At 72.4% G+C, this 16,414-nt stretch carries 13 protein-coding genes; 7 read left to right on the top strand and 6 right to left on the bottom strand.

What is annotated here, in order from left to right; translation table 11 throughout:
* Positions 1-93 precede the first annotated feature (93 nt).
* From O1G22_RS07635 to O1G22_RS07620, 4 genes are all read right to left on the bottom strand, one after another.
* The gene (locus tag O1G22_RS07635; protein ID WP_270080614.1) at positions 94-2,481 is read right to left on the bottom strand and encodes a protein kinase domain-containing protein; all 2,388 of its coding nucleotides are present in this window, start codon (positions 2,479-2,481) and stop codon (positions 94-96) included.
* Between the two features lie 147 nt (positions 2,482-2,628).
* The gene (locus O1G22_RS07630) at positions 2,629-3,882 is read right to left on the bottom strand and encodes a LacI family DNA-binding transcriptional regulator (RefSeq protein WP_270080613.1); all 1,254 of its coding nucleotides are present in this window, start codon (positions 3,880-3,882) and stop codon (positions 2,629-2,631) included.
* A gap of 88 nt (positions 3,883-3,970) precedes the next feature.
* Positions 3,971-4,555 carry a TerD family protein gene (locus tag O1G22_RS07625; RefSeq protein ID WP_270086361.1) on the bottom strand — a complete coding sequence of 195 codons (585 nt, stop codon included), beginning with the start codon at positions 4,553-4,555 and terminating at the stop codon, positions 3,971-3,973.
* A 45-nt stretch (positions 4,556-4,600) separates the two neighbouring features.
* A complete protein-coding gene (locus O1G22_RS07620; protein ID WP_270080612.1) occupies positions 4,601-5,482 on the bottom strand; it encodes a helix-turn-helix domain-containing protein in 882 nt (293 codons plus the stop codon).
* A gap of 144 nt (positions 5,483-5,626) precedes the next feature.
* Between O1G22_RS07620 and O1G22_RS07615 the strand changes: the two genes are divergently transcribed.
* Positions 5,627-6,643, top strand: coding sequence for a zinc-dependent alcohol dehydrogenase family protein (locus tag O1G22_RS07615; protein ID WP_270080611.1), 1,017 nt, complete (start codon positions 5,627-5,629; stop codon positions 6,641-6,643).
* 290 nt (positions 6,644-6,933) lie between these two features.
* The gene (locus O1G22_RS07610) at positions 6,934-7,203 is read left to right on the top strand and encodes a hypothetical protein (RefSeq protein ID WP_270080610.1); all 270 of its coding nucleotides are present in this window, start codon (positions 6,934-6,936) and stop codon (positions 7,201-7,203) included.
* A gap of 263 nt (positions 7,204-7,466) precedes the next feature.
* Here the strand turns inward: O1G22_RS07610 and ggt are convergent, their stop codons facing one another.
* The gene (ggt, locus tag O1G22_RS07605; protein WP_270080609.1) at positions 7,467-9,317 is read right to left on the bottom strand and encodes a gamma-glutamyltransferase; all 1,851 of its coding nucleotides are present in this window, start codon (positions 9,315-9,317) and stop codon (positions 7,467-7,469) included.
* Between the two features lie 650 nt (positions 9,318-9,967).
* Between ggt and O1G22_RS07600 the strand changes: the two genes are divergently transcribed.
* The 3 genes from O1G22_RS07600 to O1G22_RS07590 are packed head-to-tail and all read left to right on the top strand — an operon-like array spanning position 9,968 to position 12,279.
* On the top strand, positions 9,968-10,912 hold the full coding sequence (locus O1G22_RS07600) for a heavy metal-binding domain-containing protein (RefSeq protein WP_270080608.1): 945 nt from the start codon (positions 9,968-9,970) through the stop codon (positions 10,910-10,912).
* A gap of 14 nt (positions 10,913-10,926) precedes the next feature.
* The gene (locus tag O1G22_RS07595; protein ID WP_270080607.1) at positions 10,927-11,790 is read left to right on the top strand and encodes a heavy metal-binding domain-containing protein; all 864 of its coding nucleotides are present in this window, start codon (positions 10,927-10,929) and stop codon (positions 11,788-11,790) included.
* Positions 11,791-11,841: 51 nt separating this feature from the next.
* Positions 11,842-12,279, top strand: a complete 438-nt coding sequence (locus O1G22_RS07590) for a hypothetical protein (protein WP_270080606.1) — start codon at positions 11,842-11,844, stop codon at positions 12,277-12,279.
* A gap of 37 nt (positions 12,280-12,316) precedes the next feature.
* Here the strand turns inward: O1G22_RS07590 and O1G22_RS07585 are convergent, their stop codons facing one another.
* Positions 12,317-13,399 carry a LacI family DNA-binding transcriptional regulator gene (locus tag O1G22_RS07585; RefSeq protein ID WP_270080605.1) on the bottom strand — a complete coding sequence of 361 codons (1,083 nt, stop codon included), beginning with the start codon at positions 13,397-13,399 and terminating at the stop codon, positions 12,317-12,319.
* A 280-nt stretch (positions 13,400-13,679) separates the two neighbouring features.
* On the opposite strand from O1G22_RS07585, the gene O1G22_RS07580 reads away from it, so the two are divergent.
* Both O1G22_RS07580 and O1G22_RS07575 read left to right on the top strand, forming a co-directional pair.
* The gene (locus O1G22_RS07580) at positions 13,680-15,269 is read left to right on the top strand and encodes a sugar ABC transporter ATP-binding protein (protein WP_270080604.1); all 1,590 of its coding nucleotides are present in this window, start codon (positions 13,680-13,682) and stop codon (positions 15,267-15,269) included.
* The gene (locus O1G22_RS07575) at positions 15,266-16,360 is read left to right on the top strand and encodes an ABC transporter permease (RefSeq protein WP_270080603.1); all 1,095 of its coding nucleotides are present in this window, start codon (positions 15,266-15,268) and stop codon (positions 16,358-16,360) included. The genes O1G22_RS07580 and O1G22_RS07575 overlap by 4 nt, the downstream gene beginning before the upstream one ends.
* Positions 16,361-16,414: the final 54 nt, after the last annotated feature.

The raw sequence follows: 16,414 nt of genomic DNA, 5'->3' as shown, positions 1-16,414 counted from the left end.
GGCAAGCACGTGTGTGGCCGAAAGTGACGCACGGGCAGCCGTGTTCACCCCGGCTGCCGCACTGAGCACGAGAGGCCCGGCCGCGCCTGAGCCTCACCGGGGTCGAGTGCGGGCGAGCGTCTCGTAATGGCGTGTGGCGGGTACGGTGGCGTGCTCCGCGACGAGAGCCCGCCCCTGCTCCGGCAGTGGCGGCGGACCGATCCTGCCGTCACCGGCCCCGGGAACCAGGGCCTCGGCCACGTCACCGGCCGTCGGCCGCCGGCCCGGATCCGGCTGAAGGCACCACCGGACCACCTCCGCGAAGTCTGCGGGCAGCCCGGCGAGATCGGGTGTGCCGGCCCGGATTCCGGCGACCACGGACGGCGTGTCCCGGCCCCAGGGGCTGCGGCCCAGGGCCAGGCGGGCGAGGACGGTGCCCAGGGAGAACACATCGCTGGCGGGTGTGAAGGTCCGCTCCTCGCGCAGTTGCTCGGGGGAGGCGTACGCGTAGGTGCCGGCGAAGCCGCGCCGTGGCTCGGTGAGCCGTTCGATCTGGGCGATTCCGAAGTCGATGACGCGCGGGCCGTCCTCGGTCAGCAGCACGTTGGCCGGCTTGAGATCGAGATGCACGATGCCCTCGGCGTGGATGGCGCTCAGGGCGACGGCGATGCCCGCCCCCAGGGTGCGCACCAGGTCGGTTTCCAGCCGGCCGCACCGCTCGACGAATTCCTGCAAGGACGGGGCGGCCACGTACGGCACCGCCATCCACGGGGCCGGACCGTCGGTGTCCGCAGCGATCACCGGCACGGTGAACCGCCCGTCGACCCGCTGGGCCGCCCGCACCTCGTGGGCGAAGCCCCGCTTGATCGCGGGAGCCGCCGCGAGATGCGCGTGCAGCGTCTTGACCGCGACCATCAGCCCGTCGGGATCCTGGCACAGGTAGACCCGCCCGAAGCCGCCCTCGCCGACGCACTCCAGCACCTCGTACGTGCCGAAGACCGGTGGCCGGTCCGCCTCGTCCGCCCCGGCGGGGCGCCGCGCCCGCTCCATCTCCCGCCAGGTCCCGATGGCCGCGGCCTGCTCGTGAAACGCGACCCGGCCGCCGTCCGCCGCCCCCGCGGACACCCGCCTCTCCGCACCCGGCGAACCCGTCCCCGCCGGCTCGTCCTCCACCACGACGACCCGCGCCCTCGTCGGTTCGCCGTCCCGGAAGACGTATGCCTCGAACCGTACGTTCCCGTCGCTCAGGCGGGACACATAGAGGCCCGGCAGCCCCAACTGCTCGCACGCGCAGGCCTCTTCGGGGGCCGGTCGCAGGTCGTCGCGGGCGAAGCAGAGGGCCGTCGCCTCATAGCCGCGCCGCGTCAGGTCCCGCAGCACGGCCGCCCAGTGCTCCGGCGTCCATGCGGCCCATGTCCCTTCGCCCGCACCGGGGTTCACGACGGCGAGCCAGGTCGCGTGGGAGGTGCCGGCCTCGCGGGCCAGCACCGCGCAGGCCGTCTCGGGCGCGGTCTGCAGCGCCTCGCCCAACGCCGCCGCGGCCCGCTGCGCGATACGGAGCACCGTGCGCCCGGCCATCCGGGCGAGCTCGTCACGCTGCCCGCACAGGATGTCGTACTCCGGCGAACCGGGCCCCTCGCCCCGCAGCTCCATGCACGCGAGCACCTTCCCGAAACAGTCGACAGCCGTCTCGTGGTCCTCCGCCCGCACCGCCGCCTTCGCCTGCGCGACAAGCGCGGAGAGGACCTGGGAGCTGCCCGCCCCGTAGAGCTGCTCGGACCGTTCGGCCATCTGCCCGTACATCCGGCCCGCGCGCGGGAAGTCTCCCGCGGCTTCGACCGCGGCGGCCGTCGCGAGGAGGTCCTGCAGCCCGTCGTGGCCGCCCTCGTTGCCGAACGGCAGTCCGCCGGCGACCTCGGCGTAGCGCTGACGGGCGATGCCGACGAGCTGGTGGCCTGGGCCGAGCTCCTGCTGGGCGGTCTGCAGCATCTGGGAGAACGCGCGCAGCGCGGCCGCGTTGTCGCCGCTCTTCTGCTGCCAGTAGCCCACCTCGCACAGCAGGGTGAGCGCCGTCTCGGTGCGGTTCTCCTGCTCGGCGGACCGGCGCATGGCTTCGTAGCGGCGTACGGCCTCCTCGGGCCGGCCCGACCGGCCGTGCCAGTGGGCCAGTTGATGCCGGGCCAGTTCGGTGTCCGGATGGCCCGGTCCCTGGATCCGCTCACGGTCGGCCATGAGCCGTGCGAACAGCCGCACCGCGGCTTCCGGTTGTCCGGACTCACCGGTCCAGTGGGCCAGTTGGTGCCGCAGTGCCAGGGTGTCGGTGTCCTGCGGTCCCAGGACGCGTTCCGCCTCCGCGACCAGTTCCGCATAGCGTCCGGCGGCCTGAGCCGCGCCGAACTGACGGGCGATCAGCTCAGCCGTCACGCTGTCCGCCCGCAGCGCCGCGACGAGCTCCTCGCGGTCATCCGATGCCGCCTCGCGCCGCCTGCCGAACCACTTCACCGAGCCACCCCCATAGCCGTAGCCGGACGCGCCGAGTGGTCAGTATGCCCTACCCAAACGTTTGCGCCAATCGTTTGGGCAACACCGCCTCCTGGGCTCCGCCGGAACAGAACTGACGGGTGACCGGGGCGGTTTACGGCGTCCCGCTCACCGCAGAGCCGGCCCGATCGGCGCACCCGTGGACGCCCGCACCACGAGCTCGGGCCTGATCACCTCCGAGCGGACGGGCTCGCCCGCGATACGGCGGAGCAGCAGCCGTACGGCGCGTCTGCCCTGCTCGGCCATGGGGGAGTGGACGCTGGTGAGCGGGACGGGCAGTTCGGCGGCGAGGGGGGTGTCGTTGAACCCGGCCAGCGCGAGGTCTTCCCCCAGCCGCAGACCCAGGTCGCGGGCGGCGCCGATGGTGCCGATCGCGGCGAGGTCGTTGACGGCGAAGATCGCGGTCGGCCGGTCGGAGCCGCTCAGCAACTCGGCGGCGGCCCGGTGCCCGCCGGCCGTGTCGAAGCGGCAGTGGCGTACCCAGCGGGCGGGCAGGGGCAGGCCGGCCTCGCGGTAGCGGTCGGTGAAGCCGGTCGTGCGGTCGGTGCCGGTGCTGGCGAAGGGTTCACCGGCGACGACGGCCACCCGGCGGTGGCCCAGGGCCAGGAAGTGCTCGGCCACGAGCCGCCCGCCCAGGTGGTCGTCGCAGGTCACCGCCGGGTGGCCGGTGTCGGTGCGGCGGTTGACGAGCACGAAGGGCGTGCCGTCCAGGGCCGGGCCGGCCAGCGCTGCCCCGTCCAGGTGCGCGTCGCCGATGATGAGGCCGTCCACCCGGCGGCCCAGGACCATGCCGATCCGCTCGCGCTGGGTGGCGGGGTCGTCGTGGGTGTTGGTGACGAAGGTGGAGAGCCCTCGCCGGGTGGCCTCCTCCTCCACACCCTCGTAGATGGTGGCCACCACGATCTCCGACAGCCGGGGGAAGAGCACCCCGACCAGGTTGCTGCGCCGGGTGCGCAGGCTGGTGGCGTGCGGGTTGGGGCGGTAGCCGAGTTCGTCGGCCAGCTCGCGGATCCGGCGCGCCGTCTCGCCGGACGCCGCGCGTCCCTGCTCCCCGGACGGGCCGTTGAGGACCCGGGAGACCGTCGAGACGTGCAGCCCGAGCCGTTCCGCGATCCCGCGCAGTGTCACCGGCCCGCCGTCGCCTGCCATACCCGTCTCCCGCCTCGCCGTTCCTGAACCGCCCCCATTCTCCCCAACGGCACACCTCGGCGGACCCGGCGGACAGCCGCAGCCGAGGACGGCCGCCGTCCCGGTACGGCCGCCGCCGGCCCGGACCGGGGCGAGCCGGTGGTGCGCGGCGGCGACCTGGGCGAGCAGGATCTTCGCGGCGGCGCGGTCACCGACGTCCGTGCCGGTGACCATCACCGCGGGGTCGCCCGCGCGGCCGAGGGCTTCCTCCGGAAGAGCCGGCGGGCAGTCCGCCGGGCGGGAAGGAGCCCCGGGGAAACGGTCAGTGCTGCGGGCTGCCCATCTCCGCGCAGAAGAGCACCGGGTCACTGTCGAAGCCCCGGATCATCTCGCGCATCTCCCACGCTCCGGAGGGGGCCCGGGTGAACTCGGCGACCGTCGTGGCCGTGGCGTCGGCGACCTGGGCGAAGTCGTCCGCCAGCAACTGCTCGTACCTCTGGACGACGACGACCCCGGCGTTGGACATGTCCCCGAACGTCCGGGGCCCACCGTCCTGGTGGATGGCCACGCCGACCACCACACGCCCGTACACGGGCGCCAGCCGGTCGAATTCCAGGACCATCACCTCGACGAACCCGAAGCCCATGCCGGTCTCGCTGTGCCGGGTCATGGTGATGGTGCCGTCCGGTGACCGGCTCTCGTAGTGCACGACATACACCGGCCGCCCGTAGGGATCGTCCGCCGAGTAGGTCGCGGCGATGATGTCGAGGTGCCGGGGCGTCTCCCCGAGCGGGCTCGGGTCCCACTTGAGTCTGACCTCCACCTTGCCCAGCGCCTTGCCTCCACCACTCACCTTGCAAGCTCCCCCGTCAGAACCATGGCGAGACGTTCCCGCGCGATCAAGTATGCGTTTCTGACGGCTTTTTGACGCCTCCCTGCGCCGGCTGAGCTCTCAAGCGACGGACGGGGAGGCCGAGAGGTCCTGGTCGGCCGCCCAGGAAGCGAGGATGCGCAGCCGCTCGTGCGTGGGGGAACCGGGGGCGGCGGTCCAGACGGTCAGGTGCTGGTCCGGGTCGGTGCTCGCGGTGAGGGTGTCCCAGTCCAGGACGAGTTCGCCGACGACCGGGTGATGGAGCGTCTTGGTGCCCACCGTGCGGGCGGCGACCCGGTGTTCGCCCCACCACCGGGCGAACTGCCTGTCATGCATGGACAGTTCACCGACCAGCTCGATCAGGCGCGGGTCCTCGGGGTACTTCGCCGCCTCCATCCGCAGCTGGGCCACGGAGATCTGCGCGGAGGTCTCCCAGTCGGCGTAGAGGGTCCGCATCGCCGGATCCGTGAACTGGATGCGCGGACAGTTGCGGTGCTTTTCCGGAAGGCGGCCGAAATCGGTGACCAGCGCGGCGGCCGGCGCGTTCCACGCCAGGATGTCGCCGCGGCGTCCCTGCACGATGGCCGGGGTGGCGGTGAGGTCGTCCAGCACGCGCTGGAGCTGGGGCTGCACCTTCTGCCTGCCGCGGTGCCGGGCGCGGTTCGCGGTCTTGCCGGCGAGCTGGAAGAGGTACGCCCGCTGGTCGTCATCCAGATGGAGTACGCGGGCGAGGGTGTCCAGCACCGGAGCCGATGCCTGCATACGGCCCTGCTCCAGGCGTGTGTAGTAGTCGGTGCTGATCGAGGCGAGCTGGGCGACCTCCTCGCGGCGCAGCCCGGCCACCCGGCGGGGTGCCGTCGTCTCCGGCAGGCCGACCGTGCGCGGGCTCAGCTCCGCGCGCCGCCTTTTGAGAAATTCTCCCAGCTCATTGAGGGGGACGCTGCTGGTCATGCTTCCCAGCATCGCACCGATCTCACCGAGGCAAGGAGGGAGAAAACACTCCCAGGATGCCGCCCTCCCCGGATGCGTTTCTCCGCTTTTCGCGCCGGCCGCCCCGTGTGACGCTCGACCTGAAGGAGATCCTCTCCCACCGAAGGAAGCACCACCATGCGCGGCGCAGTAATCCACGCCCCCGGCGACGTGCGCTTCGAGGAGCGCGACGACCCCCGGATCATCCGCCCGACCGACGCGATCATCCGCACGGTCGCCACCTGCGTGTGCGGCTCGGACCTGTGGGCGTACCGCGGCCTGGAACCGGTCGACGAACCTCACCCCATGGGCCACGAGTACGTCGGCATCGTGGAGGAGGTCGGCGGCGAGGTCACCTCGGTCAAGCCGGGCCAGTTCGTCGTCGGCTCCTTCGCCACGTCGGACAACACCTGCCCGAACTGCCTGAACGGATGGCAGTCCTCCTGTCTGCACCGGGAGTTCATGAGCACCTGCCAGGCCGACTACGTCCGCATCCCGAACGCCCAGGGCACCCTGGTCGCCACGGACGACCACCCGGACGGCGCGTTCGTGCCCGGCCTGCTCGCCGTCTCCGACGTCATGGGCACCGGCTGGTACGCGGCCCTCGCCGCCGAGGTCAGGCCCGGCTCCACCGCCGTGGTCGTCGGTGACGGAGCGGTCGGCCTGTGCGGTGTGATCGCCGCCAAGGAGCTGGGTGCAGAGCGGATCATCGCGATGAGCCGCCACGAGCCCCGGCAGAAGCTGGCCCGGGAGTTCGGGGCGACGGACATCGTCACCGAGCGCGGGGAGGAAGGCGTCGCCCGCGTGAAGGAGCTGACGAAGGGCATCGGCGCCGACTCCGTCCTGGAGTGCGTCGGCACGTCCGAGGCGATGCGGCAGGCCCTGCACGCGGCCCGCCCCGGCGGCAACGTCGGCTTCGTCGGCGTCCCGCACGAAGTCGCGATCGACGGCCAGGAGCTGTTCTTCTCCCACGTCGGCCTGCGCGGCGGCCCCGCCCCCGTGCGCCGTTACCTGCCCGACCTGATCGACCGGGTCCTGTCGGGCCGGATCGACCCGGGCAAGGTCTTCGACCTCACCCTGCCCCTGGAGCAGGTCGCCGAGGGCTACCGGGCGATGGACGAGCGCCGCGCCATCAAGGCACTGCTGAAGCCCTGACCCGAGCAGCCGCCCGTCACCGGGGCCGGACATCCACGGCCCGGCCCCGGACAGCCGTCGTCTGCCGTGCCCACGCCCGCGGCGCTGCCGCTCGGCGGGAGGGCCCGCCCGCACACTCCTCGTCGCCCGGTACGCCGTGTCCCAGCGGACGAGGACGAGGCCCGCCCGCACCGAGCACGCGCCCGCCCCCGTCCCCCCGAGGAGAGACCACACGTACGCCTTCCACGACCGGGACCCGCCCCGGCAGGCTCCCCTTCGTCGTCTGGGTGCTCGCCGCCGGCACATTCCTGATGGGGACCACCGAGTTCGTAGTCGCCGGCCTGCTGCCGGAGCTCGCCGGCGACCTCGGCGTCAGCGTCTCCCGGGCCGGCCTGCTGATCACGGCCTTCGCGCTCGGCATGATCATCGGCTCGCCGGCGATGGCCATGGCCACCCTGCGTCCGCCCCCGCGCCGGACACGGCATCGCCGCCGGATCGGCGCTGGCGGGTACGGCCCTGGACTCCTCCCTCGGCCTGACCGGCCCGCCCCTGGTGGGCACCGTCCACCCTGGTGCCGCTGAGTGTCCTCGCCGTCCGCGGCTCCGGCCGGCCCGGACGGATCGTGGCGCAGCGCACCGCTCCGGCCGACGCGCGGGACGAGGAGCCCGCGCAGGCGCCGTCGCATCACTGACCGCGGGTGTGGAGACGCGTGGGCCCAGGAGGTCAGGCCCGAGCAGCCGAAGGAGGACGTGCCGACGGTGGGACGCCACAGGGGTGAGCTCCTCCGCGGCGGGAGCGTCGGCCCTCCTGGACCGGCCGGCGCTCCCGTCCTCGGCATCCGGCTTCAGGAGGTCTGATGGACGACCATCGCCGAGCCGCCGCCACGCCGTACGGGCTCGGCCACCGCGGTGACCGTCCCGCGGGGGCCGAACTCCAGCGCGGCGACCGCGCCGATCTCGGGTGACGGGGTGAAGGCCGGCGGGGCCAGGACGAAGTGCTCACCGAGGGCTTCGAGCGCGGGGCGTTCGGGTGAGTCGAGGAAGGCCGGTTCGGCTTCGGTCGTGGTGCGGTTGCGCTGCGAGATGCGCGGTGCCGCGACCGCTTCGGGCAGGGTCATGCCGAGGTCGAGGCGGTTGACCAGGGTCTGCAGGACGGTGGTGATGATGGTGGCACCGCCCGGGGAGCCCACGGCGATCAGGGGCCTGCCGTCGCGCAGCACGATCGTCGGCGACATGCTGCTGCGCGGCCGCTTGCCCGGACCCGGCAGGTTCGGGTCGGGCACGCCGGCCTGCAGGGGCGTGAAGTCGAAGTCCGTGAGCTCGTTGTTGAGCAGGAACCCGCGGCCCGGAACGGTGATGGCCGAGCCTCCGGTCTGCTCGATGGTCAGCGTGTAGGAGACGACGTTGCCCCAGCGGTCGCAGGCCACCAGGTGGGTGGTCGACGGACCCTCGTACGGCTCCTGGCTGCCGGTGCCCGGGGCGGTGCACCCCGCGGGGGCCAGCGGATCGCCCGGGGCGACGGGGCTGGTCAGCGACGTGGTGGGCGGGATCAGACAGGCGCGGTCCTTGGCGAACTCCTTGGCCAGCAGCTCCCTGGTCGGTACGTCGGAGAACGCCGGGTCGCCCACCCAGCGGTTGCGGTCGGCGAACGCGATCCGGCTGGCCTCCAGATAGTCGTGCAGCGCCTGCGCCGTGTCGGAGGGCGACAGGTGGAAGTTCTCCAGGATGTTCAGCGCCTCGCCGACCGTGGTGCCGCCGGAGGAGGACGGTGCCATGGAGTACACGTCCAGACCGTGGTACGTCGTGCGGGTCGGCGCCCGCAGGATTGCTCGGTAGCCGGCGAGGTCCGCACGCTCCATGAGCCCTGGACGCACGGTGCGCGTGGAGCCCTGGGCCACCGGCGGGTTCTGGACGGTGCGCACCACGTCGTGCCCGATGTCGCCGTGGTACAGGGCGTCCACGCCGTCGTGGGCGAGTTCCCGGTAGGTGCGGGCCAGGTCGGGATTGCGGAAGCGGGTTCCGACGACGGGCAGTTGACCGCCCGGCAGGAACAGCTGAGCGGTCGGGGTGAAGTCGCGGAAGCGTGCCTCGTTCATCTCGGTCTGGGCGCGGAACTGGTCGTTGACCACGAACCCGTCGTCCGCGATCCGCGTCGCGGGCCGCAGGGCCTGGGCCAGCGAGAGGGTGCCCCAGGTGTCCAGGGCCCGCTGCCAGGTCGCCGGGGTGCCGGGAACGCCCACGGAAAGGCCGGAGTTGACGGCTTCGTCGAACGGGATCGCCTTGCCGGTGGAGGGGTCGGTGAAGGAGTCGGACCGCATGCGCGCCGGTCCGGTCTCCCGGCCGTCGATGGTGTGCACGGTCCTGGTACGGGCGTCGTAGTAGACGAAGTAGCCGCCGCCTCCGACGCCTGCCGAGTAGGGCTCGACGACACCGAGTGCGGCGGCGGTGGCGACAGCGGCGTCGACGGCGTTGCCGCCGTGGCGCAGCACGTCGATACCGGCCTGTGTGGCATACGGGTTGACGCTGGAGACGGCGCCTCCGCTACCGACGGCGACGGCCTGTTTGGCGGGCGGCCGAAGCCCGGGCGACGTCTCCCGCCGAGCCGTGGAGGACGAAGCGGCGGCGGTGCGGGGGAGCAGGGGGAGAGTGAGGAACGCAGTTGATGCGGCGGTCAGCAGGGTACGGCGGGCGGTCACGGAACCTCCGATTCGCCCCTCGGGGGGGCGCCGACGGGGAGGTGGGGGGTGCGCGAAACCCTGGCAAACGGATGGGGGACCGGCAACCACGTGGATCAAGGTTTGCGGAAGATCTGAGGTTTCCCGTGGTGAGGGAGGGGAGCTGACGCAGGATGATGGGTCGGATCCGGCCAATGACGATCTTGATCCCGTCCGGCGTATCCCCGTTTCTCGTCGATATGCGCTGTTCGGCATTTCGGAGACAGGTCGCGGGGCGGGTTCTCCGGCGGGTCGGTCAACCATGCCGGACCGGAGGAGATGGCGATTGATGGGGTGATGGACGGCTATGGGGGAAAGAGCTGCAAAGCGTTCTTTCCCGGCCCTTGCTCTGCTCGTCCGTGCGATGGCTTGAACCCATGGATGCGCACGCTGCGCGCCTTCTGCGCCGCGGCGGCCAAAATGAGCGCGGCCCGCTCGACCGGTCCGCACAGGCGCTGCGTTCCCTGACCAGGCACTGGAGAACGATCGAGCTCAACGCCCAGTGCCCCGGCGTGATGTGACCGGCACACGGTCCGGCGCGGATCGGCGGCCCGGCTCCGCGTCCCGGGCGGGTGGGCATACACTCAAGCCGCTGTGCCCTCGGTCAGGGCACGAAGCGGGAGTTGGTGTCCATGAGCGGGGAATGGACGGGGGCCGGCCTGCCCCCGGCGGCGGCCGCGCGGATCGCGGAGCTGCGCGGCAGCGGAACCTGGTCCTCGGCGCTGTCCACCGGTGAGTTCGCCGCGCTGCGTGCCGTGGGGTTCGAGCCGGTCGGCCAGGTCATGGGCTCGGCCGTCTACCACGTCGGCCGCAGCGGCCGGTACTGGGGCTATCACGACTGCCTCTACCAGAGCGGGTGGTACGCCGGCGGGGGCGGCTACGCGCGCGTCGCCCTCTCCGGAGGCGGCGCCCCGTCCGCCGGGCTCGTCGAGGTGCTCGACCGGGCACGCCGCTCGGCCCTGGACCGGATGACCGCGGAGTGCTCGGCCCTCGGCGGCGACGGCGTCGTCGCGGCACAGCTGACGGTGGCCCCCTTCCCGGCACAGCCCAACTGCCTGGAGTTCAAGGTGATCGGGACCGCGGTGCGCGCGGCCGGAACGGTACGGCCGCCGCGGCCGTTCACCTGCCACCTCGACGGCCAGGGGTTCGCCAAGCTCGTGACCGCCGGATGGGTTCCCGTCGAGCTGCTCTACGGCATGTCCGTCGGCGTACGCCACGACGACTACACCACCCGCGCCCAGACGCGCTCGTGGAACAACACCGAGGTCAGCGGCTGGAGCGAGCTCGTCCAGGCGGTGCGCTCCGACGCCCGTGCGCATCTGCGGGCGCAGAGCGGGCGGTGGGGCGGCGACGGCGTGATCCTCTCCGCGGGCGGCCTGCGCGTCTGGGGCGAACCCTGCCTGCGCCGCGGCGGCAACAGCGAACAGGAGGACCATGTGGCCGAGGCGACGCTGGTGGGCACCACCGTCGCCCGCTTCAGGGCCCGCGAGGTGCCGCCCCGCACCCTCACCGTGATGCCGCTCGACCCGGAACGACGCCGGCGGGCCATGCGCCGTACCGCCACCGACCTGCGATGAGGGGAACTTCGTTCATGACCGTCTTCAACCCCGCCGACGGCAGCACTCCTGACGGCGTGTCGGCCCAGGGCGTGCCGGCCGACGCGATGCGGCGCCTGGCCGAACTGCAGCCGGGCAAGCCGGGTTCGATCTTCACCAGCGACCTGTCGGTCAACGAGTTCCTGCTGGTGCGCGAGGCGGGATTCCGGCCCATCGGCCTCGTCCTCGGCAGCTCGATCTACCACGTGGGCATCCAGCTGGGCCGCTGGGGCAAGAATCAGGAGCTGACGACGCTCAGCCAGGCCATGTACCACGCCCGTGAGCTGGCGATGACCCGGATGGAGGCAGAGGCGGCCCAGCTGGGCGCGGACGGCATCGTCGGTGTGCGGCTCAGCGTCGAGGCCCGTGAATTCGGCAGCGACATCGCGGAGTTCATCGCCGTCGGGACCGCCGTCAAGGCCGACCAGCCGGCGCCGGGCGCGGGCGGCGGCAGCTGGCGCAACATCAAGGGCCAGCCGTTCACCTCGGACCTCAGCGGCCAGGACTTCTGGACGCTCATCCGGGCCGGCTACGCCCCGCTGGGCATGGTGATGGGCACCTGCGTCTACCACATCGCGCACCAGAAGATGGGGCAGATGTTCTCCAACATCGGCAAGAACGTGGAGATCGAGCAGTTCACCCAGGCGCTGTACGACGCGCGGGAGCTGGCGATGGCACGGATGCAGCACGAGGCGGAGGAGCTGCGGGCCGAGGGCGTCGTCGGCGTGCAGCTCAACGCGCACAACCATCGCTGGGGCGGCCACACGACCGAGTTCTTCGCGATCGGCACGGCCGTACGGCCGCTGCGCGAGGACCATGTCATCGAGCGCCCGACGATGGTGCTCAGCCTGGACGGCTGAGCACCCCGCCCAGCACACCCGGACCGACCGCACCCCACGAGAGGCCCCGCGATGACCTCGGCACCCGACCCCGTCCCGTTCGAGCACGGCGGGGAACCGGACTCCCTCGACCTGCTGACAGCCGCGCTGCGCCGGGACGCCGCCGACCTGGACGTCTACGCCCGGGTGCTCTCCGGGACCCTCGCCGAGGCGCTGCCGCCGGGTTCCGTCGCCGTGGAGCGCAAACGGGGCATGGCCGACCGGCTCGCGGGGCGCGAGGGCCGCGTCCGGCGGGTCGAGGTCCTCCTCGGCGAGCAGCGTCTCGTGCTCGACCTGGCCGGCGGGCATCCCCAGGGCGAGGTGTGCAAGGAGGTCCGCGGCGTGGTGCTCTCCCGGCGCCCGGTGGAACTCGACACGTGGGTGCGGGAGCTCGCGACCGCCGTCGCGGCCCGCGCACGGTCCGACGCGCGAGCCCGGGTGGCACTGGAGCGGCTGGTGCTCGGCGAGTAAGGGCGCGGTTTCCCCGGCCGCGGTCCGAGACCCCTGTTCAGCGGGGGTCTTCCGCAGGGGTCTGCTGCTTTCCGGACATACGGCGCGCCATGCCGGAGCGCGGCCCCGCGGTGGTCCTCCCGATCTGCAGGGAACTGCGCAGCACTACGGTACGCAAGGGCTGTTCCGTCCCCGCGATCCGGTCCAGCAGCAGGCCCGCCGCGGTCCGTCCCAGGTCGTACGAGGGCACCTGGACCGTGGTCAGGCCGGGCTGCACCAGCGCCGCCCAGGGCACCTCGCCGAACGACAGGACACCGATCTCCGGTGGTTCCAGGCCGGCTTCGCGCACCGCCTGCAGCACCCCGACGGCCATCAGGTTGTTGGCCGCGAAGACCGCGTCCGGGCGCCGCGGCAGCGCGAGCAGATCGGCCATGGCCGCGTGCCCGCCCTCGACCTTGAAGTCGGCGTGCCGGATGTAGTCGCGCAGCAGGTCCGCTTCCCCGGCCGGAGCGCCGGGGCCGTCGTCCAGGAACTCCTGGAGCGCCCTGCGATAACCGGCGAGCCGTTCCTCGGCGGTGGAGGTGCCCTGCGGGCCGGTGATGCAGGCGACCCGCCGGTAGCCGCGGGCCAGCAGGTGTGCCGTCGCCGCCGCGCCGCCTTCCTCGTCGTCCACCAGAACGGCGTCCACCGATGCCCCGCGGGGGCGGCGGTCCACGGCGACCACCGGTATGCCGCGGCTCTGCAGGGCGGACACGTCGGTGCGGCTGCGGGACGCGGCGGCCACGATGACGCCCGCCATCCGTTCGGCGATCGCGATGTCCAGATAGCGCCGTTCCTTGTCGAGGTTCCCGTCGGTGTTGCACAGCACCACCGAGAAGCTGGTCCGCTGGGCGGCGTCCTCGACGCCGCGGGCCAGCGCCGTGAAGAACGGGTTCCCGATGTCCGGGATGATCAGTCCGACGAGGCTGCTGCGCCGCATCCGCAGCGAACGGGCGACCCGGTTGGGGGCGAAGCCCAGCTCGGCGGCCGCGCGACGGACCCGTTCGGCGCGCTCGGCCGTGACGCGGCCGCCGTTCAGGACCCGGGAAACCGTGGCGGGGGAGACCCCGGCCGCATGGGCCACGTCGTTGATCGTCGTCATGGGTCCTCCGACCTCTTGCCCGACCCCTACGGGACTCTTGACACCCTCGGAGGCCAAACCCTACGTTCCCCCTGAAAAGGATTTCAAGGATCCGCCGGGGCTCACTGTCGCCGGGCGCCTGCCTTCCCTGAATCGTCACGCTCTCAGCGGAGGGGACTGGTGTGCGATCTTCTGAAATCGTTTTCCAATCTCGGTCTTCCTGCATCACCGAAAGGTCACCGGGTCAACTTGTGCAACATGGGAGGTCCGCAATGGTGCGGATGAACGCGGACGGCGCGGCATGAGCGGCGCGCCGCCCGCCCTGCTGCGAATGCGGGGCATCAGCAAGGAGTTCCCGGGCGTCCGGGCGCTCAGCGACGTCGAACTGACCGTCCACCCCGGCGAGGTGGTGGCACTGCTCGGCGAGAACGGCGCCGGCAAGTCGACGCTGATGAACATCCTCGCCGGGGTGCACGCCGACTACGAGGGCGTCATCGAGATCGACGGCGAGCCGGTGCGGATCCACTCGCCGAAGCATGCCCAGCAGCACGGCATCGCGATGATCCACCAGGAGCTCAACCTGGTGCCCGAACTGTCCGTGTCCGACAACGTCTTCCTCGGCCGCGAACTGCGCACCGCACGCGGCACACTGGACCGCGCGGCGATGCACACCCGCACCGCCGGACTGCTGGCCGACCTCGGCCTCGACCTGCCCCCGCAGCGGCTGGTCCGCGACTGCCGCATCGCCGAGCAGCAACTCGTCGAGGTGGCCAAGGCGCTGAACGGCACCCTGCGGATCCTGGTGCTCGACGAGCCGACGTCCGCGCTCGCCGAGGCCGAGGTGGAGCGGCTGTTCGCCGTCATCCGCCGGCTGGCGGCCCGCGGCGTCGGGCTGATCTACATCTCCCACCGGCTGGAGGAGCTGGAAGAGATCGCCGACTCCGCGACCGTGCTGCGCGACGGCACCTTCGCGGGCCGCCGCCCGATCGCCGGCACCGACCGCGCCGAGCTGGTGCGGCTGATGGTGGGACGGCCCCTGGGGGAGCTCTTCCCCAGGGCGCCGCAGCAGCGGTCCGACGGCCCGGTACGGCTGCGCGTGCGGGGCCTGACCACGGCTCCCGCGCCGGCCGGCACCCGTACGCCGCTGCACTCGGTGGACCTTCAGGTGCGGGCCGGGGAGATCCTCGGCGTCGCCGGGCTGATGGGCGCCGGGCGCAGCGAGGTGCTGGAGGCACTCTTCGGCGCCGGCGACCGCGTGCGCGGCGAGATCACGCTGAACGACCGCCCGTACAGCCCGCACACCCCCCGCACGGCGATCCGCCGGGGCATCGCGCTGGTCGCCGAGGACCGCAAGACGCAGAGCCTGGTGCTCGGCAACACCGTACGGTTCAACACCACCCTGGCCGCCCTCGACCGCTACCTCAGGCCGTGGCGCACCGTGGACGCCCGCCGGGAGAAGGCCGCCGCGGCCGGCAAGGGCGCCGAACTGCGCACCAAGACGCACAGCCTGGACGCCGTCGTCGGCACCCTCTCCGGCGGCAACCAGCAGAAGGTGGTGCTGGCCAAGTGCCTGCTCACCGAGCCCTCGGTGCTGCTGCTCGACGAGCCCACGCGGGGCATCGACGTCGGCGCCAAGGCGGAGATCCACGCCCTGATGGACGCCCTCGCGGCCCAGGGCACCGCGATCATCGCCGTCTCCTCCGAGCTTCCGGAGCTGATCGGCATGTGCGACCGGATCATCGTGCTCTGCGAGGGGCGGCTGACCGGCGAGTTCCACCGCGACCCGGCCCACGGGCCGGCCGCGACCCAGGAAGCCATCCTCACCGCGGCGATGGCACGGCAGAACGTTGTGGCCGGACCACCGGCGGACGAGAACGAGGCAGAGAGATGAGCAAGACACTCCCACCCGCCGGGGACACCGCCACCGGGACCGGCCCGCACCTCCAGACGCTGCGCGGGCGCCTGTCCCGGGCCCTGCCGTCACTCGGCTCGCTGCAGAGCTACATCGGCCTGCTGCTGGTGGTCGCCGTCGGCATCGTCACCAAGGGCCAGATCTTCTGGAACCAGGACAACCTCACCAACGCGGTCACCGCTTTCGCCTCGCGCGGCATCCTCGCCGTCGGCGTCACCCTGGTCATCCTCACCGCGGGCATCGACCTGTCCGTGGGGTCGGTGCTCGGCATCGGTTCCATGACAGCGGCGATGCTGCTGGTCCACCACGGCCTGTCGCCGTGGGCGATCGTCCCGCTGTGCGCGCTGGTGGGCGCGTTCTTCGGCTTCCTCAACGGGATCGGCACCACCTGGCTGCGCATCCAGTCGTTCGTGATGACCCTGGCCATGCTCTCGGTGGTGCGCGGCATCGACCGGCAGATGAGCGACAACGTGGCCGTCGGCGTGCAGTTGGTGGACCCCCACGGCCACCTCACGCCCAAGGCCGCCGCGTTCGCCGCGCTGGGCACCCCGGGGCACACCCTGGTCGCGGGCATCGGCTACCCGGTGATCGCGTTCGTCGCGGTCTGCGTCGCGGCCCAACTGCTGCTCTCCCGGACCCGGTTCGGACGCCATGTGTACGCCGTGGGCGGCAACCCCACCGCCGCCCGGCTCTCCGGGGCCAACGTCAACCTGGTGATCATCGCCGTCTTCACGCTCTGCGGCCTGCTGGCCGGCTTCGCCGGTCCCATCGACGCCGCCTACAGCGCCTCCGCCGACCCGCTGGCCGGCACCTCCTACGAGCTGGACGCCATCGCCGCGGCCGTCATCGGCGGCACCAGCCTGGCCGGCGGCAAGGGCACCATCACCGGCACCGCCGTCGGCGCGCTGATCCTCACCCTGCTCGACAACATCCTCGGGCTCAACGCGATCAGCGACAACATGCAGATGATCATCAAGGGCCTCATCGTCGTCGTGGCCGTCGTGCTGCAGCGCCCGGGCTTCCTGAAGCCCCTCACCGAACCGCTGCGCCGCCTGCGCGCCCGCGCCTGAGCGCCGTCCCCTCCCCGCACCACCCCTCACCCTCACCCTCACCCACGCAAGGAG

The sequence above is a fragment of the Streptomyces camelliae genome, from assembly GCF_027625935.1.
Taxonomy (GTDB): domain Bacteria; phylum Actinomycetota; class Actinomycetes; order Streptomycetales; family Streptomycetaceae; genus Streptomyces; species Streptomyces camelliae.
Note: the sequence above shows the minus strand (reverse complement) of the source record. Positions and strands in the feature narration are given on the sequence as shown.